Genomic DNA, 17,777 nt, shown 5'->3' with positions numbered 1-17,777 from the left:
TCCACAGTGTAAATCAGGCAGTTGCTTTGGTAGCTGCTTCGATCTTACGCGTGATGTACCACTGTTGGGCGATCGACAGGCAGTTGTTCACTACCCAGTACAGTACCAGACCGGCCGGGAACCACAGGAAGAAGAAGGTGAAGATGATTGGCATCAGCTTCATCACCTTGGCCTGCATCGGATCCGGAGGCGTCGGGTTCAACTGCTGCTGGATGAACATGGTTGCGCCCATGATGATCGGCAGAATGAAGAACGGATCCTTGATCGACAGGTCAGTAATCCACAGCATGAATGGCGCCTGGCGCATTTCCACGCTTTCCAGCAGAACCCAGTACAGCGAAAGGAAAACCGGCATCTGCACCAGGATTGGCAAGCAGCCACCCAGTGGATTGATCTTCTCTTTCTTGTACAGCTCCATCATGGCTTGCGACATTTTCTGCCGGTCTTCGCCATGTTGCTCTTTCAGCGCGGCCAGTTTCGGTGCCACTGCACGCATGCGTGCCATGGATTTGTAGCTGGCGGCCGACAGCGGGAAGAAAATCCCCTTGATCAGCATGGTCAGGAAGATGATCGAGAAGCCCCAATTACCAACCAGTGCGTGGATATGTTGCAGCAACCAGAAGATTGGCTGTGCAATGAACCACAGAATGCCGTAGTCGACGGTCAGTTCCAGACCTGGGGACAACTGTTTCAGGACAGCCTGGCTTTTTGGACCTGCATACAGAACGGCGCTGGTTTCAACCTTGGCACCTGGCGCTGCGGTCAGAGAAGGACCGGTGTAGCCGATGATGTAGTTGCCTTTGCTGTCTTTACGGGTCTGGACGACGTTGTTTTCGCCCTTGGCCGGAATCCACGCGGTCACGAAGTAATGCTGCAACCAGGCAACCCAGCCACCGCTGACGGTTTCTTTCAGCTGAGCCTTGTCCATGTCCTTCATCGACACTTTCTTGTACGGCTCGTTACTTGTCCACAGGGCGGCGCCCAGGTAAGTCGCGGTGCCGGTGGCAGTGCTGGAAGAAGGATCGGAACTGGCATCGCGCTTCAGTTGCGCGAACATTGCACCGGACCAGGGCTGAGCGCTCTGGTTGTCGATCAGGTAGGAAACGGTTACGTCATACAGGCCACGTTTCAGGGTGAAACGCTTGATGTAGTTGACGCCGTCCTTGCTGAACTTCAGGTCCACGACCAATTGGTCCTGACCGTCAGCCAGTTGATAAATCTTCTTCTCGGAGGAGTAAACCGGACGACCGGCAGGGCTTGCGTCCGGACCGTTGGTGCCGATCAGGCCGCTCTGAGCCAGATAAGTCCGCTCGTTGCCGTTATCGAACAGCTGGAATGGAATTTCCGGATGGTCCTGGCGACGTGGATACAGCGGCAGCGTCAACTGGGCAACATCGCCACCTTGTGGATCGATGGCCAGGTTGAGCACATCCGTTTTGATCTGGATGAGGTCTTTGCTTGCAGCCACTGGCGTTTCAGCAGGTGCAGTTGCACTGGTATCGCTTGCGGCGCGCGGGATGTCGTCACTGGCGGAAGCATTATTGCCAGTCGCCGTATCCGGTAGACCCGGTGCGGTAGTACTGGAAGCAACATTCTGAGTCGGCAGGGCAGCCTGGCCATAGTCCTGGTTCCATTTAAGAACCATAACGTAGGACACGATTGCCAGGGCGACGATCAGGATCGTGCGTTTGATATCCATGATTACTCGGCCATCGAAGAAGAACGGGAGGTAGGGATAGGTGGAACCGGGTCATAACCACCGGGATTCCACGGATGACAGCGACCTAAACGACGAAAGGTCAGCCAGCCACCGCGCAGAAGGCCATGATTTTCTATGGCTTCTAACGCGTAGCAGGAACAACTGGGGTAGAAACGACAGTGATTGGCCATCAGGGGACTAATGGCATAGCGATAAAACTGGATCGGAACGAGTGCCAGTTTACGCATCGGGACTGTCTACCCCTACAGTTTCGGCTTTGACCGCTGGTACCGGCTTGCTGCGTGCCAGACGTTTCCAGAGTTTGCCGAAATGCTGAATCAATTCGGGGTTTTCTACGTCACCCAAACCTTTGCGCGCGACGATAACAATGTCCCAACCGACCAGTGAATCCTGGTTCAGGCGAAACGATTCGCGCATCAGACGTTTGAGGCGATTGCGCTCGACGGAGAGCTTTACGCTCTTTTTCCCGATAACCAGCCCGAGACGGGGGTGATCAAGATCGTTATTGCGCGCAAGGAGCAGGAGATTTTTCCCCGGAACCTTGCCGGTAGGGGAGTCAAAGACTGCCTTGAAATGCCGGGGAGTAAGCAGACGCTTATCCCGACTGAAGTCCTGACTCACCTCCAGTGCCGGATTATCAAACTGCCAGACGCGCACGACCTTTGGCGCGACGACGCGACAGGACGGCACGACCGTTCTTGGTAGCCATGCGAGCACGGAAACCGTGGGTACGAGCGCGTTTGATAGTGCTTGGTTGGAAAGTACGTTTCATTGTCGTGTTACCTGGTTCGTCCACAACGGGCCGGAATGGCCCCCGTTTTAAGAGACCGGGGATTCTAGAGAAAGCAAGCCTCTAGGTCAATTTCCAACCAACGTTTCCTTATAAATAGATCTCCAGAGGATTTGCTCGTCCGCAGGTCGTTCGCTAGATATAGAAATAAAGAAGGGAATTATTTAAAGCTTTTCTGTAAAGCTTGTAAAAGCTAGGCACGCGATCATCTGTGGATAACTGCCTTAAGCCCTTAAAAACCGTGATGTACAGAGAATGACAACTACAGTGGAAAACGGTGATCAGCCTGTGCTGCGCTATCGGATAAGCTGTGTGTGGAAAGGTCAGTTATCCACAGGCAGGTTATCCACCGAGTTTCGCCCCCACTTGTCCAGTGCCCTCATGGGCGGTTATCCACAGAGCTTATGCACATACCGTTGGTCTTCTTTTCGAGGGTTAACGCGTTGATAATTCATGCCCTGTGCGCAACCTGCATGTGGATAAGTGGGCGTCTGGCCGCTACAATGACCGCTTGTTTTTGCCTCACCGGCTTTCAACTTAGGGGATATCCGTGTCAGTGGAACTTTGGCAGCAGTGCGTGGAGCTTTTGCGCGATGAGCTGCCTGCCCAACAATTCAACACTTGGATCCGCCCGCTACAGGTCGAAGCCGAAGGCGACGAGTTGCGTGTCTACGCACCGAATCGTTTTGTTCTCGACTGGGTCAACGAAAAGTACCTGGGCCGTGTCCTTGAACTGCTGGATGAGCACGGCAATGGCATGGCGCCGGCGCTTTCCTTATTAATAGGCAGCAAACGCAGTTCGGCACCGCGTGCGGCACCCAATGCCCCGTTGGCCGCGGCGGCGTCCCAGGCTCAGGCGGCGGCCGCACCGGTCAGCGCTCCAGCCCCTGCTCCGGCGGCGGCACCGACCAAGCGTTCGACGCAAAAAGTTGCCGAGGTCAGTGAAGAGCCATCCCGCGACAGCTTCGATCCGATGGCCGGCGCCAGTTCGCAACAGGCCCCGGTTCGTTCCGAGCAGCGCACGGTGCAGGTCGAAGGTGCGCTCAAGCACACCAGCTACCTGAACCGCACTTTCACCTTCGAGAACTTCGTCGAAGGTAAGTCCAACCAACTGGCACGGGCTGCGGCCTGGCAGGTGGCGGACAACCCCAAACACGGTTACAACCCGCTCTTCCTTTATGGTGGCGTCGGTTTGGGTAAAACCCACTTGATGCACGCTGTGGGTAACCACCTATTAAAGAAGAACCCGAATGCCAAGGTCGTGTACCTGCATTCGGAGCGTTTCGTGGCCGACATGGTCAAGGCGCTGCAGTTGAACGCGATCAACGAGTTCAAGCGCTTCTACCGTTCGGTGGATGCGTTGCTGATCGATGACATTCAGTTCTTCGCTCGCAAGGAACGTTCGCAGGAAGAGTTTTTCCACACCTTCAACGCCCTGCTCGAAGGTGGCCAGCAGGTCATTCTCACCAGTGACCGCTATCCGAAAGAAATTGAAGGCCTTGAAGAACGCCTCAAATCCCGCTTTGGCTGGGGCCTGACGGTTGCCGTCGAGCCGCCGGAGCTGGAAACCCGTGTAGCGATCCTGATGAAAAAGGCCGACCAGGCCAAAGTCGATCTGCCACACGACGCGGCATTCTTCATCGCCCAGCGTATTCGCTCCAACGTCCGTGAGCTGGAAGGCGCGCTCAAACGCGTGATCGCCCACTCGCACTTCATGGGCCGCGACATCACCATCGAGCTGATTCGCGAATCCCTGAAAGACTTGTTGGCGCTGCAAGATAAACTGGTCTCTGTGGATAACATTCAGCGCACCGTCGCCGAGTATTACAAGATCAAGATCTCCGACCTGCTGTCCAAGCGTCGTTCACGCTCGGTAGCACGTCCGCGTCAGGTCGCTATGGCGTTGTCCAAGGAATTGACCAACCACAGCCTGCCGGAAATCGGCGATGTGTTTGGCGGCCGCGACCACACGACTGTTTTGCACGCCTGCCGCAAGATCAACGAGCTTAAGGAATCCGACGCGGACATCCGCGAGGACTACAAGAACCTGCTGCGTACACTGACCACTTGATGAACACCAGCGCAGCTTATTAAGGCAAGGGACTAGACCATGCATTTCACCATTCAACGCGAAGCCCTGTTGAAACCCCTGCAACTGGTCGCAGGCGTCGTCGAGCGCCGACAGACCTTGCCGGTGCTTTCCAACGTGCTGCTGGTTGTCGAAGGCCAGCAACTGTCGCTGACCGGTACCGACCTGGAAGTCGAGCTGGTCGGTCGTGTGCAACTCGAAGAGCCGGCGGACCCGGGTTCCATCACTGTGCCTGCGCGCAAGCTGATGGACATCTGCAAGAGCTTGCCGAACGACGCGCTGATCGACATCAAGGTCGATGAGCAGAAGCTCGTGGTGAAGGCCGGCCGTAGCCGCTTCACCCTGTCGACCCTGCCAGCCAATGACTTCCCGACGGTGGAAGAAGGCCCGGGTTCGCTGACCTGCAGCCTTGAGCAAAGCAAACTGCGTCGTCTGATCGAACGCACCAGCTTCGCCATGGCGCAGCAGGATGTGCGTTATTACCTCAACGGCATGCTGCTGGAAGTCTCGGCCGGGATCATCCGCGCTGTGGCGACCGACGGTCACCGTCTGGCCATGTGCTCGATGCAGGCCGATATCGGTCAGCCGGATCGTCATCAGGTCATCGTGCCACGCAAAGGTATCCTGGAACTGGCGCGCCTGCTGACCGAACCGGATGGCAACGTCAGCATCGTGCTGGGTCAGCACCACATCCGTGCCACCACCGGTGAGTTCACCTTCACCTCGAAACTGGTCGACGGTAAATTCCCTGACTACGAGCGCGTTCTGCCTAAAGGTGGCGACAAGCTCGTACTCGGCGATCGCCAGGCCCTGCGTGAAGCGTTCAGCCGTACCGCGATTCTGTCCAACGAGAAGTACCGCGGCATCCGTCTGCAACTGGCCAACGGCCAGCTGAAGATCCAGGCGAACAACCCGGAGCAGGAGGAAGCGGAAGAAGAAGTGGGCGTTGAGTACAACGGCGGCTCTCTGGAAATCGGCTTCAACGTGAGCTACCTGCTCGACGTATTGGGCGTGATGACCACCGAGCAGGTTCGCCTGATCCTGTCCGACTCCAACAGCAGTGCGCTGGTGCAAGAGTCCGACAACGACGACTCGGCTTACGTTGTCATGCCGATGCGTCTGTAATCATGCTCAGCAGAAGCTAGATGTCCTTAAGTCGCGTCTCGGTCACCGCGGTGCGCAATCTGCACCCGGTGACCTTCTCCCCCTCCCCCCGAATCAACATTCTTTATGGCGCCAACGGCAGCGGCAAAACCAGTGTTCTGGAAGCCATTCATCTGCTGGGGCTTGCCCGTTCGTTTCGTAGCACCCGCCTGTTGCCGGTCATTCAGTACGAGCAATTGGCGTGCACGGTATTTGGCCAAGTCGAATTGGCCGAGGGTGGGCACAGCGCATTGGGGATATCTCGCGATCGTCAGGGAGAGTTCCAGATCCGTATCGACGGGCAGAACGCCCGTAGTGCGGCACAACTTGCAGAGATCCTTCCGCTGCAGTTGATCAACCCGGACAGCTTCCGCCTGCTGGAAGGCGCGCCGAAGATTCGCCGGCAGTTTCTCGACTGGGGTGTGTTCCACGTGGAACCGCGATTCATGTCTACGTGGCAGCGCTTGCAGAAGGCCTTGCGCCAGAGAAACTCTTGGCTGCGGCATGGTACACTTGACGCCGTTTCGCAAGCGGTTTGGGACAGGGAACTGTGCCAGGCCAGCGATGAAATAGATGAATACCGCCGCGCTTACATCAAAGCCTTAAAACCAGTCTTTGAACAGACCTTGAGCGAACTGGTTGAGCTTGAGGGCTTGACGCTCAGCTATTACCGAGGCTGGGACAAAGACCGTGAGTTGAGTGCAGTGCTCGCCGGGTCCCTTCAGCGGGATCAGCAAATGGGTCATACCCAGGCCGGACCACAACGGGCTGATTTGCGTCTCCGATTAGGCGCACATAACGCCGCGGACATCTTGTCCCGTGGTCAGCAGAAGTTGGTGGTCTGTGCATTGCGGATCGCCCAAGGGCACTTGGTCAGCCAGGCCCGACGCGGGCAGTGTATTTATCTGGTGGATGACCTGCCGTCCGAACTGGACGAGCACCACCGTCGCGCGCTTTGCCGCTTGCTGGAAGACTTACGCTGCCAGGTCTTTATCACCTGTGTAGATCACGAATTATTGAGGGAAGGCTGGCAGACGGAAACGCCAGTCGCTTTGTTCCACGTGGAACAGGGCCGTATCACCCAGACCCACGACCATCGGGAGTGAAGGCATTGAGCGAAGAAAATACGTACGACTCAACGAGCATTAAAGTGCTGAAAGGCCTGGATGCCGTACGCAAACGTCCCGGTATGTACATTGGTGACACCGACGATGGCAGCGGTCTGCACCACATGGTGTTCGAGGTGGTCGATAACTCGATCGACGAAGCTTTGGCCGGCCACTGCGACGACATCAGCATCATCATCCACCCGGATGAATCCATCACTGTTCGCGACAACGGTCGTGGCATCCCGGTAGACGTGCATAAAGAAGAAGGCGTTTCGGCGGCCGAGGTCATCATGACCGTGCTGCACGCCGGCGGTAAGTTTGACGACAACTCCTATAAGGTTTCCGGTGGTCTGCACGGTGTAGGTGTATCGGTGGTTAACGCCCTGTCCGAAGAACTGGTCCTGACCGTTCGCCGCAGTGGCAAGATCTGGGAACAGACTTACGTCCACGGTGTTCCGCAAGAGCCGATGAAAATCGTTGGCGACAGCGAATCCACCGGTACCCAGATTCACTTCAAGCCTTCGGCTGACACCTTCAAGAACATCCACTTCAGCTGGGACATCCTGGCCAAGCGGATTCGCGAACTGTCCTTCCTCAACTCCGGTGTCGGCATCGTCCTCAAGGACGAGCGCAGCGGCAAGGAAGAGTTGTTCAAGTACGAAGGTGGTCTGCGTGCATTCGTTGAATACCTGAACACCAACAAGACTGCGGTCAACCAGGTGTTCCACTTCAACATCCAGCGTGAAGACGGCATCGGCGTGGAAATCGCCCTGCAGTGGAACGACAGCTTCAACGAGAACCTGTTGTGCTTCACCAACAACATTCCGCAGCGCGATGGCGGTACTCACCTGGTGGGTTTCCGTTCGGCACTGACGCGTAACCTGAACACCTACATCGAAGCTGAAGGCCTGGCGAAGAAGCACAAAGTCGCCACCACCGGTGACGATGCCCGCGAAGGCCTGACGGCGATCATCTCGGTGAAAGTGCCGGATCCGAAGTTCAGCTCCCAGACCAAAGACAAGCTGGTGTCTTCCGAAGTGAAGACCGCGGTCGAACAGGAAATGGGTAAGTACTTCTCCGACTTCCTGCTCGAGAATCCGAACGAAGCCAAGCTGGTCGTCGGCAAGATGATCGACGCGGCGCGTGCCCGTGAAGCAGCGCGTAAAGCCCGCGAGATGACCCGTCGCAAAGGCGCACTGGACATCGCTGGCCTGCCGGGCAAACTGGCGGACTGCCAGGAAAAAGACCCTGCCCTTTCCGAACTGTACCTCGTGGAAGGTGACTCTGCTGGCGGCTCCGCCAAGCAGGGACGTAACCGCAAGACCCAGGCCATCCTGCCATTGAAGGGCAAGATCCTGAACGTCGAGAAGGCGCGCTTCGACAAGATGATCTCTTCGCAAGAAGTGGGCACCTTGATCACCGCGCTAGGCTGCGGCATCGGTCGCGACGAGTACAACATCGACAAGCTGCGTTATCACAACATCATCATCATGACCGATGCTGACGTCGACGGTTCGCACATCCGTACCCTGCTGCTGACCTTCTTCTTCCGTCAGCTGCCGGAGCTGATCGAGCGTGGCTATATCTACATCGCCCAGCCACCGCTGTACAAGGTCAAGAAAGGCAAGCAAGAGCAATACATCAAAGACGACGACGCCATGGAAGAGTACATGACGCAGTCGGCCCTGGAAGATGCGAGCCTGCACCTGAACGAAGAAGCCCCGGGTATCTCGGGTGAAGCCCTCGAGCGTCTGGTGAATGATTTCCGTCTGGTGATGAAGACCCTCAAGCGCCTGTCGCGCCTGTACCCACAGGAACTGACCGAGCACTTCATCTACCTGCCAGCCGTGAGCATGGAGCAACTGTCCGATCATGCAGCGATGCAGGATTGGCTGGCTCAGTACGAAGTTCGCCTGCGCACCGTCGAGAAGTCCGGCCTGGTCTACAAGGCCAGCCTGCGCGAAGACCGTGAACGTAACGTATGGCTGCCAGAGGTCGAACTGATCTCCCACGGTCTGTCGAACTACGTCACCTTCAACCGCGACTTTTTCGGCAGCAACGATTACAAGACTGTCGTTTCCCTGGGTGCTCAACTGAGCACTCTGCTGGACGACGGCGCTTATATCCAGCGTGGCGAACGCAAGAAAGCCGTCACCGAGTTCAAGGAAGCCCTTGAATGGTTGATGGCCGAAAGCACCAAGCGTCATACCATCCAGCGATACAAAGGTCTGGGTGAGATGAACCCTGATCAGCTGTGGGAAACCACCATGGATCCGGGCTCGCGCCGCATGCTCAAAGTGACCATCGAAGACGCCATCGGCGCCGACCAGATCTTCAACACCCTGATGGGTGATGCGGTCGAACCTCGCCGTGACTTCATCGAAAGCAACGCCCTGGCGGTGTCCAACCTGGACTTCTGATCCGGCAGGACCGCTGAAACGAAAAAGGCCAACGCTTAGCGTTGGCCTTTTTTATTGCGTGTGTCCCGTCCTGAATAAGGTTTACACCTGTTTCAGGACTAGACACCCTTCCTGATCAATCGCTCAGAACATCGATGCGCCTTTGGACTTGGCCAGATAACGCCCCGGTGAATCCCCCAGGTTACGCCGAAATACCGAGGTAAATGCGCTTGGGCTGCTGTAACCCAGATCCATCGCCACTTCGGTGATAGATGAACCATTGCTCAGTCTGGACGTGGCTTCGAGTAGACAGACTTGCTGTCTCCAGAAGACAAAACTCATGCCAGTCGCTTCCCGAAAACTTCGCGTGAACGTTCGCCGGCTCATGTTCGACCAGCTGGCCATTTCACTGATGGAGATATTCTGCGTGGGGGCATCCAGGAATCGATGGCACGAAACGGCCAGTCGAGGTTCCGAAGGCAATGGTGCGCTCAATGGAAGCTCCAACATGGTGCCGATTTCATCCACCAGCAGCGTCTGTACGGACTGGCTTCGGATATTAGGCGCTTGCTCCAGGTCGATGGCCAGCGCTGCTTCCAACAGGTGCCTGAGCAGCGGCGAAACATTGTATACCTGGCAATGCTCCGGCAAACCGGCGCGGATGGAGGCAGCCTCATTGAGGTAAGTATTGATCATGGTCACGTCGCCGCGCATATGCATTTCATGCGACACGCACGCGGGAACCCAAAGCGCTCTTTGAGGCGGGACAACCCAATTCCCCTGATCGGTGAACATCTTCAACGCGCCCGTCGAGGCGTACGCAAACTGACCACGACTGTGCGTGTGCCGCGCAAAAACAGTACCCGAAGAATACTTGCGCAGGCTCACCACTGCATCGGGGCTTCCATGCTCGTAGGGATCCAGTGTTGGATTGATCGACATGGCCCGATTTTGACAAAAGTAGACCTGCTATAGCAAGCAGGCCAAAATTTTGGACCATAAAATCACATCTCCAAAAATGCCTGATGCAGAAACGGTTCGCATTGAACTGATTGGAATGAGGCATACCGCGGTGTGCCGCTTAATGTGAGGCTAGGGATATGCAGAAAAAACATGTGGTTCTGGCGATACTCGTCACTTTAGTGTGGGGAGTGAACTTTCCAATCACCAAGCTGGGGTTACGCTCGATCGATCCCTTTGTGTTAACCGGAATACGCTTTGCACTCGCCGCCATACCTTTGGTGTTCTTCATAAAGCGCCCCGCCATCAAGTTCAGCTATGTTGTCGCCTACGGCTTCATTTTCGGATTGGGTATGTGGGGCGTAATCAACTATGGCATCCAGGTCGGTGTCAGCCCCGGTATTGCTTCGCTGATCATCCAGCTCAGCGTGTTCTTCACCATGGGTTGGGGGGCGTTATTATTTAAAGAGAAGCTACGTAGGGCTCAGCTTATCGGGGCACTGCTGGCATTGGTCGGGTTGGCGGGCATCATTTCTACTCAGCAAGGGGAGCACGCGATACTTGGAGTACTGCTGATTGTGCTGAGTGCAGTCGCCTGGAGCGTCGGCAACGTGATTATCAAGACATCCGGTGTCAAAGAGATCTTTTCATTCATGGTCTGGGCCAGTCTGTTTCCACCCATCCCACTCTTCTACATCGCCTGGCTCATGCAAGGTGCCGCGCCCTTTGAGAATCTGCAAAGCAGTCTCGACCTGACAGCTGTGCTATCGATTATTTTCCAGGTTTATCTGGCCACACACTTTGCCTATTGGGGGTGGAACTCGCTCTTGAAGCTTTATCCTGTTTCAACAGTGGCACCGCTGTCGTTGTTGATTCCGGTATTCGGCATCGGCAGTTCGATGCTGATTATCGGCGAACACATCTCGATACCGAACTTGATTTCAATTGCGATCATCATTATGGGATTGGCAGTCGGCCTCTATCGCAAGTCTGCCGACACAATCCATGCCGCCCCCAGAGCCAGGTTGCGCTCGGACTAAGGCGGTCGTGCCAGAACATTGATCAATTGAAATCTACATGGGCGGGGTGTTGATTCCCCGCGCAGAACTGCCGTAATGGACACTGCCAACGCTCAGCGTTGGACTTTTTATTGTTCGTCGAATCATTCGCTAGCGGTGGCTACGCTCTCAAGCCGATACCCATACCCGTAAATCGTCAGCAGTTGCCAACCGCGATCAGCCGTCAGGCCCAGCTTGTTGCGCAGGCGATAAATATGAGTGTCGAGCGGGCGGGAGGAGACTATTTCTTCATGGGTCCAAAAGCGCTCATACAAGTATTCACGGGACAAAGGTCGGCCCAGATTGGCGAACAGGCAGCGGGCGAGACGGTATTCTCGTTCGGTCAGGCTGATGGGGGTGGAGGCACGGGTGACTGTGAGTTCGGCGTCGTCGAATTCGAGGTCATTGAATGTGAGTATTTCGGTGGCTGCCGCGCGTTGCAGTCCATGCCGACGAAGCACGGCGCTCACCCGAGCCATCAGCTCGTTAGGACGAAACGGTTTACTCACGTAATCGTCGGCTCCGGCGTTCAAGGCCTGGACGATATCGCTTTCGGTATCGCGACTGGTGAGCATGATCGCGGCCGGTGGTGAGTCCATGTGTTCCCGGGTCCAGCGCAACAACGACAGACCGCTGATGTCGGGCAATTGCCAGTCGAGGATCAGCAGATCGAAAGTTTCCCGGCGAAGTTGCCGTAACAAGTCCTCTGCCCGCTCGAAACTGTGCAACGTCCACGCCTGCTCCCCCGTTACGGGGATCTGTCGCAGTGTCTGTTCCACCCGGCGGAGTTCGGCGGGTTCGTCATCCAGTATTGCGACACGCATGCCGAGTGCTTCCTTCATCTCGTAAGTGCAACGGTTAAGAAAATTCCTGCGGGAGTTTAGGCTGATTGATTGAATCTGAACAATTGTGGCGAATTGCTGTGAACTTCCCAAGTGTGGATACGCTGATATCACTTAGCCGGTAGGCGATGAATTATCGGCAGAATGCTCCAGAGGGACTGTGGGAAAAAATGCGTCTAAAGATTATCTTTAACGGGTTTACAAGATTGGCAGCGTTGATGTTGGCCGCGGGTCTCGGATTGGGATGCACCACGGTCCAGTCAACATCAGCCATCGAGCAGAATGCTGCACCGCATTACTTTGGCCCGGCAGAGACAAACGCAGTGATGGGCGACTCGCCAGGCTTTGCCCCGGTGCATTCCGCACAGGTGGAAGTCACCCAGCCCGACATTCGCTCGGCGCAACAACGTTGGGTGTTCTAGGCGCCTTCAGTCAATTCTGAACAAATATTGAGAATGATCGCGCATGGTCCCTTAAGCCGGTAAATTCATTTTCGCTGAGCGGCACAGGGGCATTGGGATGTGCTCCGACGCAGGGAGCGTCAACACCAAAGTGCAGGACCGTCGATCGCCGGTTTTCGGCGGGTCTGCACTTCAGGGGAAAACATACGGAGTGCCTGCTCGGTTTCGACACAGGGATGTGTCGTTCCATTTCCTTTGTTCCCATGGCAATCTGCCAGAGCATCCGGTCAGGTATCGTGCGTCAAGCGCGTGCGTTTCCGGCATGATTTCTATAAGAGCATAAACGCCAATCCATGAACCCCATGACCTTATTGCTCCCACGCCGTTCTGGCGTTTGTCTTTTACTGGTTGCCGGCTTGATGGGATTGCTCACTCAGAGTGCATCGGCGGCTGTCGCCTCGGCAAAACGTCTGCCTTATATCGATGACAATCAACAATGCCGCGGCCAACCGCTGCCCGCGACGGTCGAGCACTTGACCGGCGAAGCCTGGAAGCTGGACGCCAAAGGTAAACAGACGCCACTGCAGGAAGGCATGCCGATCGATGAGCAGGAAGGCGTCAAGACCTCGCCCTCGGCGTTTGTCAGCCTGTCCCTGGGCGATGGCTCGCGGGTAGTGCTGCCTTCCAGCTCCCAGATCACGTTACACCTCAATGAAGAACATTCGATCCCTCAGGTTATCCTCGAGCAGGGCCAGGTCGAGTCGTATGTGATCAAGCGTGCCAGCGACCATGATCGTTTTCAGATCGTCACGCCGGTCGGTGTACTGGGCGTACGGGGTACGCATTTCCGGGCGCGCAACGATGATGGTGGCCAGGCATTACTGGAAGTGCTGAACGGGCAAGTGGCGGTCAATCGTGACGAGGAACCGTCGCCCCCCCGCTCTGCCCGCTCCACTGCCAAACGGACTCAGGGCCCTGAGGATGATGAAGTCCAGGTCATGGCCCGTCAGGGTTTGCGTATTCAGAAACAAGGCACGTTGACGCCAATCGACTTGTTACCCGCCCCGCGTTTGTTGGGGCAGGCCGGTCAGATGGGTAATGTGCCTGTCTGGCAATTGATGATGAAGCCCATCGAAGGGGCCACGCGTTATCGGGCGCAAGTGGCCACCGACGCGGCCTTTCTGGACATCAAGCAAGAGCAGTTTTCCAGCACGCCCGAGGTCAAATTCAGCGGGCTGAAAGCGTTGTTCTACCATGTTCGCCTGTCGGCGTATGACGCTCAGGGATTAGAGGGAGAGACCGGGGTGTATGACATTTTTTATTACCCAAGGACCGCGCGTGTCCAATAGCGCCCTGGCCGACGACCGATGAAGGGCCGCCCAAGGAAGGACGGCCGCGAGCCGACCCAGGCTCAGCGGCTGTTTCGGCGAATGGTCCGCGAGTGGCTGTGGGTCAGCCTGATCCTGTTGCCGCTGACGGCAGTGCTGTCCATGACCCATGGCCTGGTCTTGAGCAATCTGCTGTACGACAACCTGCGTCGGCTGAGCCCGCTGCCGGTGGACCCACGAATACTCATCGTTACGATCGACGACTACAGCTTGCAGCAGCTTGGCAAATGGCCCTGGTCGCGGGCCATGCACGCGCAGTTGCTTGATCGGCTAGGCGCCGCGAACGCCAAAGGCATTCTGTTCGACGTGATCTTCAGTGAACCCGATAGCCATCCCGGTAACGATCAGCTTCTGGCCCAGGCGGCCTGCCGAGCCGGAAATGTCTTTGTGCCGCTGTTGCGCGAAGGGGTGGCGCGTTATGGGCAGCCTTTGGGGGAAATTGAACCGGTGGCGCCACTGAGTCATTGCGCCAAAGGCATCGGGCACATCAATGCCGAAGCAGATGCCGACGGGATCGTGCGCAGTGTGTATTTAAGCGAAGGGCCGGCACAACAAACACGCGCGCAACTGGCTTGGCTGTTGTACAAAGAGACCCTTGCTAACAAGGAAAATGTACCGATGCCCGGGACCCCGGCCCTGTCGTCGACGCAAGGCTGGCTGCGAGCCCACGAAATACGGATTCCTTTCATCCGTTCCGATGCGGGTTTTCCCAGTGTGCCCTACGTCAGCGTATTACGTGGTGAAGTCCCGCCCGAGTTGCTACGCGATCGCTTGATCCTGATCGGCTCCACCGCTCCAGGTTTGGGGGACCGTTACGTGACACCGCAATCGGCGAGCATCGGCACCACCCCGGGCATAGAGATTCAGGCGAATATCCTCAACGGGCTGCTGCAACAACGCAATATCGTGGAGGTCGATGAGCGCTTGGCGGCGTTGTTATCGGTGGTGATTGTCGGTGAGTTGCTGGGCCTGATGTTGGTGCGCCCGCGTCGCGCGCTATGGCTGACCCTGGGGGCAATGGCGGTCGCGCTGCTGGGTTCGAGCCTGCTGTTGCGTCTTGGCTGGTGGTGGTCACCGGCCGCGAGTCTGCTGGGTATGCTGTTGGGTTACCTGATCTGGAATTGGCGAAGGCTGAATGCGGTGCTCGCCTATTTCGGCTGGGAACTGGCGCGCCTGGACAGCGAGCCGAAAGTGTTTCCTGAACGCCGCCGTACCCAGGCCCCGGCTGGTGATGTGCTGCAAGGGCAAATCGTCGCGCTGGAGCAGGCCATGAGCCGGACCCGCGACACCCGGCGTTTCATTGGCGATGGCCTTGAGTACTTGCCGGTGGCGACACTGATCAGCGATCCGAACGGGGGCATTCTGTTGGCCAACCGCAAGGCTCGAGAGATATTTTCCAGCCGCCTGGTGGGCGAGGAGATGCTCGAGCAACTGAGCGAGTTGGGTTACCCGGTGCCGTCCGATGGAACGCTACCTGCGTTGTCGACCCTGGAGCCGCTGGAGTTTCGTGACACCCAGGGACGCAGCCTGCGTCTGGACCTGGCGCCGCTATTGCCGGCCGAAGGCGACTCGGTGATTGGCTGGTTACTGAGCCTCACGGACTTGAGCGTCGAACGGGACGCCGAGGAGCAGCGGGCGGTGTTGCTGCGTTTCCTGTCTCATGACCTGAGGGCCCCCCACTCGGCGATTCTGGCTTTGCTCGACGTTCAGCGGCATCAGGTGTCTGGCGATACTCAAGTGTTCAGTCAGATCGAGTTACAAGTGCGCAAGGCGCTGAACCTGACCGAGGCCTTTGTGCAGTTGGCAAAGGCTGAATCCGAGGCCTATCAGTTTCAGCCGAGCATGTTCGCGATGTTGCTGCTCGATACCTTCGACCAGGCCTCGAGCATCGCTCATCTGAAGAACATTCAGTTGCTGCATGACCTCGACGAAGATGCTGAAGCCTTGGTCCTGGCTGATCAGTCGTTACTGACACGGGCACTGTTCAACCTGCTGGAAAACGCCATCAAGTACAGTCCGGCGGGTTCTCGGATCACCGTGCGGGTGAGTTGTGCCAAGGGGTGGTTGACGTGCGAGATCGCCGACCAGGGCCGAGGGATTGCCGTCGAAGAACTTCCCGAACTGTTCAGTCAGTATCGACGCTTTGCATCGGCTCACGGCAGTGACGGCCTGGGGTTGGGATTGTCCATGGTCAAGGCGGTGGTGGATCGTCACGGCGGGCGGATTTCCTGTCATAGCGCGGTGGGACAAGGCACGACGTTCAGTGTCCAGCTACCCCTTTTGAGCGAGTGAGCCTGATCTTTTTCACAGGCATAAAAAAACCGGCTATATCAGCCGGTTTTTTTACGTCCGAAAAAAACTTATGCACGTTTTCCGAAGTTTTATCTGCTTAAGAAATATGTATGAAAATCAAAAGCTTAAAAACTAAATACAGCGATTTTCAACAAAACGGTACACAGGTTATCCACAGAACTTCAGACAGTCACTTGATCGGTCGCACTCGGTGCCGCCGGGGCTGCTGGCAGCGAACCCATTTCGCGCTGCATCTGTTCGTTCCACGCCTGCACCCGGTCATTCAGATCGGCAATGGCCCGCGGCCCGCTACCCTCGGCGTACATCGGCGCGCCGATGATCACGGTGATCACGCCCTGCTTTTTGGCCCAACCGGTTTTCGGCCAGAACTTGCCGGCATTGTGTGCAATTGGCAGCACGGGCAATGACGCATTGACGGCCAACGCGGTGCCACCTCGGGAGAACTTGCCGATGGTGCCGTAGGGAACGCGAGTCCCTTCCGGGAAAATCAGCACCCAGACATTGTCCTTGAGCAGCTCATCACCCTTCTTCGCCACATGCTTGAGCGCAGCTTTCGGGTTGTCACGGTCGATGGCGATCGGTCGCAGCATGGCCATGGCCCAGCCGAAGAACGGAACATAGAGCAGTTCGCGCTTGAGCACCTGACTCAACGGTTCGAAGTACGCCGAGAGAAAGAAGGTCTCCCAGGTGCTCTGGTGGTTCGACTGAATCACGCAGGGCTGCTCAGGCACGTTCTCGGCGCCCTTCACTTCGTAGCGGATACCCAGAAAGACTTTGCTCAGCCACAAGGCGCAGCGGCACCAATACACGTTGATAAAGCGATAACGCGCCTTGAACGGCAGAAACGGCGCGATAAAAAAGCTCAGGGTGCACCAGAGCAACGAACTGGTGCCCAGCAGCAGGTAAAAGAGGAAAGTTCTGATGGCCTGCAGTATCGACATGGCGACATTTACCGTTGCGGGCACTGCCCGCCTATTCAAGCGCACTCCCGATCAGTCCTTGGCCAGGATGTCAGAAGAGCCTTAGTTGTGGATAAGTTCTGCGGCAATCGCCGCCAGATCGTCAAAAATCAAGGTGCCTGCCGGTAGGGTCTTGCCCTGAGTCTTTTCGCCTTTCCCGGTCTTTACCAAAACTGGCTGACAGTCGACGGCTTTGGCGGCCTCCAGGTCACCGAGAGTATCGCCGACGAACCATCGATTCGTCAGCGAAACGTTGTAATGCGCGGCGATGGTTTTCAACATCCCGGGTTTTGGCTTGCGGCAATCGCAGCCATCGTCTGGCCCGTGCGGGCAATAGACGATCAGACCGACTTCGCCGCCCTGCTCCGCCACCAACTCGCGCAAGCGAGCGTGCATGGCCTCCAGGGTGGCGATGTCGTAATAGCCGCGAGCGATGCCCGACTGGTTGGTGGCGACCGCCACCGTCCAGCCGGCCTTGCTCAACTGCGCGATCGCTTCAATCGAACCGGGGAGTGGAATCCACTCCTCCACCGACTTGATGTACGCGTCGGAGTCGTAATTGATCACCCCGTCCCGATCGAGAATCAGCAGTTTCAACAGCAGCTC

General features: G+C 56.8%; 16 protein-coding genes. 8 read left to right on the top strand and 8 right to left on the bottom strand.

Going from position 1 to position 17,777, the window contains the following annotated elements; translation table 11 throughout:
* Nucleotides 1-13: 13 nt before the first annotated feature.
* The 4 genes from yidC to rpmH are packed head-to-tail and all read right to left on the bottom strand — an operon-like array spanning nucleotide 14 to nucleotide 2,492.
* Entirely contained in the window at nucleotides 14-1,699 is a 1,686-nt protein-coding gene (yidC, locus tag AC1D2Q_RS03465; protein WP_019580342.1) for a membrane protein insertase YidC, read from the bottom strand.
* 2 nt (nucleotides 1,700-1,701) lie between these two features.
* The gene (yidD, locus tag AC1D2Q_RS03460; RefSeq protein ID WP_003213574.1) at nucleotides 1,702-1,947 is read right to left on the bottom strand and encodes a membrane protein insertion efficiency factor YidD; all 246 of its coding nucleotides are present in this window, start codon (nucleotides 1,945-1,947) and stop codon (nucleotides 1,702-1,704) included.
* Entirely contained in the window at nucleotides 1,940-2,341 is a 402-nt protein-coding gene (rnpA, locus tag AC1D2Q_RS03455) for a ribonuclease P protein component (RefSeq protein ID WP_026286513.1), read from the bottom strand. The genes yidD and rnpA overlap by 8 nt, the downstream gene beginning before the upstream one ends.
* A gap of 16 nt (nucleotides 2,342-2,357) precedes the next feature.
* Nucleotides 2,358-2,492: a 50S ribosomal protein L34 gene (gene rpmH / locus AC1D2Q_RS03450; protein WP_003213577.1), complete on the bottom strand. Its 135-nt coding sequence runs from the start codon at nucleotides 2,490-2,492 to the stop codon at nucleotides 2,358-2,360.
* Nucleotides 2,493-3,060: 568 nt separating this feature from the next.
* Here rpmH and dnaA point away from each other — a divergent pair.
* From dnaA to gyrB, 4 genes are read left to right on the top strand one after another with little or no spacing between them, the layout of a single operon-like run.
* Nucleotides 3,061-4,581 (top strand): chromosomal replication initiator protein DnaA, encoded by a 1,521-nt coding sequence (dnaA, locus tag AC1D2Q_RS03445; RefSeq protein ID WP_007934322.1) that lies wholly within the window; start codon nucleotides 3,061-3,063, stop codon nucleotides 4,579-4,581.
* Nucleotides 4,582-4,620: 39 nt separating this feature from the next.
* Nucleotides 4,621-5,724, top strand: a complete 1,104-nt coding sequence (gene dnaN, locus AC1D2Q_RS03440; RefSeq protein WP_007903001.1) for a DNA polymerase III subunit beta — start codon at nucleotides 4,621-4,623, stop codon at nucleotides 5,722-5,724.
* A gap of 20 nt (nucleotides 5,725-5,744) precedes the next feature.
* Nucleotides 5,745-6,848 carry a DNA replication/repair protein RecF gene (recF, locus tag AC1D2Q_RS03435; protein ID WP_018927321.1) on the top strand — a complete coding sequence of 368 codons (1,104 nt, stop codon included), beginning with the start codon at nucleotides 5,745-5,747 and terminating at the stop codon, nucleotides 6,846-6,848.
* Nucleotides 6,849-6,853: 5 nt separating this feature from the next.
* A complete protein-coding gene (gyrB, locus tag AC1D2Q_RS03430; RefSeq protein ID WP_007934319.1) occupies nucleotides 6,854-9,271 on the top strand; it encodes a DNA topoisomerase (ATP-hydrolyzing) subunit B in 2,418 nt (805 codons plus the stop codon).
* Nucleotides 9,272-9,394: 123 nt separating this feature from the next.
* On the opposite strand, the gene AC1D2Q_RS03425 is transcribed toward gyrB, so the two are convergent.
* A complete protein-coding gene (locus AC1D2Q_RS03425) occupies nucleotides 9,395-10,192 on the bottom strand; it encodes an AraC family transcriptional regulator (protein WP_477812266.1) in 798 nt (265 codons plus the stop codon).
* Between the two features lie 158 nt (nucleotides 10,193-10,350).
* Here AC1D2Q_RS03425 and AC1D2Q_RS03420 point away from each other — a divergent pair, with 158 nt between their 5' ends.
* Nucleotides 10,351-11,250: an EamA family transporter gene (locus tag AC1D2Q_RS03420; RefSeq protein WP_477812265.1), complete on the top strand. Its 900-nt coding sequence runs from the start codon at nucleotides 10,351-10,353 to the stop codon at nucleotides 11,248-11,250.
* 122 nt (nucleotides 11,251-11,372) lie between these two features.
* Here the strand turns inward: AC1D2Q_RS03420 and AC1D2Q_RS03415 are convergent, their stop codons facing one another.
* Nucleotides 11,373-12,092 carry a response regulator transcription factor gene (locus AC1D2Q_RS03415; protein WP_477812264.1) on the bottom strand — a complete coding sequence of 240 codons (720 nt, stop codon included), beginning with the start codon at nucleotides 12,090-12,092 and terminating at the stop codon, nucleotides 11,373-11,375.
* 236 nt (nucleotides 12,093-12,328) lie between these two features.
* On the opposite strand from AC1D2Q_RS03415, the gene AC1D2Q_RS03410 reads away from it, so the two are divergent.
* The 3 genes from AC1D2Q_RS03410 (at nucleotide 12,329) to AC1D2Q_RS03400 (ending at nucleotide 16,191) form a co-directional block, all read left to right on the top strand.
* Nucleotides 12,329-12,532 (top strand): hypothetical protein, encoded by a 204-nt coding sequence (locus AC1D2Q_RS03410; protein ID WP_477812263.1) that lies wholly within the window; start codon nucleotides 12,329-12,331, stop codon nucleotides 12,530-12,532.
* 332 nt (nucleotides 12,533-12,864) lie between these two features.
* Entirely contained in the window at nucleotides 12,865-13,860 is a 996-nt protein-coding gene (locus tag AC1D2Q_RS03405; RefSeq protein WP_477812262.1) for a FecR family protein, read from the top strand.
* 18 nt (nucleotides 13,861-13,878) lie between these two features.
* Nucleotides 13,879-16,191 carry a CHASE2 domain-containing protein gene (locus tag AC1D2Q_RS03400; protein ID WP_477812261.1) on the top strand — a complete coding sequence of 771 codons (2,313 nt, stop codon included), beginning with the start codon at nucleotides 13,879-13,881 and terminating at the stop codon, nucleotides 16,189-16,191.
* 182 nt (nucleotides 16,192-16,373) lie between these two features.
* On the opposite strand, the gene AC1D2Q_RS03395 is transcribed toward AC1D2Q_RS03400, so the two are convergent.
* Nucleotides 16,374-17,153, bottom strand: a complete 780-nt coding sequence (locus AC1D2Q_RS03395; RefSeq protein WP_018927315.1) for a lysophospholipid acyltransferase family protein — start codon at nucleotides 17,151-17,153, stop codon at nucleotides 16,374-16,376.
* Between the two features lie 81 nt (nucleotides 17,154-17,234).
* A complete protein-coding gene (gene gmhB / locus AC1D2Q_RS03390) occupies nucleotides 17,235-17,774 on the bottom strand; it encodes a D-glycero-beta-D-manno-heptose 1,7-bisphosphate 7-phosphatase (protein ID WP_477812458.1) in 540 nt (179 codons plus the stop codon).
* Between the last annotated feature and the right edge of the window lie 3 nt (nucleotides 17,775-17,777).

Source organism: Pseudomonas sp. P1_A1 (genome assembly GCF_056406935.1).
The sequence above is the reverse complement of the archived record's forward strand: the minus strand, read 5'-3'. Positions and strand labels throughout refer to the sequence as shown.

Coding starts and splice junctions, on each gene's coding strand:
- yidC (WP_019580342.1), bottom strand. CDS start 1,699: ATGGATATCAAACGCACGATCCTGATCGTCGCCCTGGCAATCGTGTCC.
- yidD (WP_003213574.1), bottom strand. CDS start 1,947: ATGCGTAAACTGGCACTCGTTCCGATCCAGTTTTATCGCTATGCCATT.
- rpmH (WP_003213577.1), bottom strand. CDS start 2,492: ATGAAACGTACTTTCCAACCAAGCACTATCAAACGCGCTCGTACCCAC.
- dnaN (WP_007903001.1), top strand. CDS start 4,621: ATGCATTTCACCATTCAACGCGAAGCCCTGTTGAAACCCCTGCAACTG.
- recF (WP_018927321.1), top strand. CDS start 5,745: ATGTCCTTAAGTCGCGTCTCGGTCACCGCGGTGCGCAATCTGCACCCG.
- AC1D2Q_RS03425 (WP_477812266.1), bottom strand. CDS start 10,192: ATGTCGATCAATCCAACACTGGATCCCTACGAGCATGGAAGCCCCGAT.
- AC1D2Q_RS03420 (WP_477812265.1), top strand. CDS start 10,351: ATGCAGAAAAAACATGTGGTTCTGGCGATACTCGTCACTTTAGTGTGG.
- AC1D2Q_RS03415 (WP_477812264.1), bottom strand. CDS start 12,092: ATGCGTGTCGCAATACTGGATGACGAACCCGCCGAACTCCGCCGGGTG.
- AC1D2Q_RS03410 (WP_477812263.1), top strand. CDS start 12,329: ATGTTGGCCGCGGGTCTCGGATTGGGATGCACCACGGTCCAGTCAACA.
- AC1D2Q_RS03405 (WP_477812262.1), top strand. CDS start 12,865: ATGAACCCCATGACCTTATTGCTCCCACGCCGTTCTGGCGTTTGTCTT.
- AC1D2Q_RS03400 (WP_477812261.1), top strand. CDS start 13,879: ATGAAGGGCCGCCCAAGGAAGGACGGCCGCGAGCCGACCCAGGCTCAG.
- AC1D2Q_RS03395 (WP_018927315.1), bottom strand. CDS start 17,153: ATGTCGATACTGCAGGCCATCAGAACTTTCCTCTTTTACCTGCTGCTG.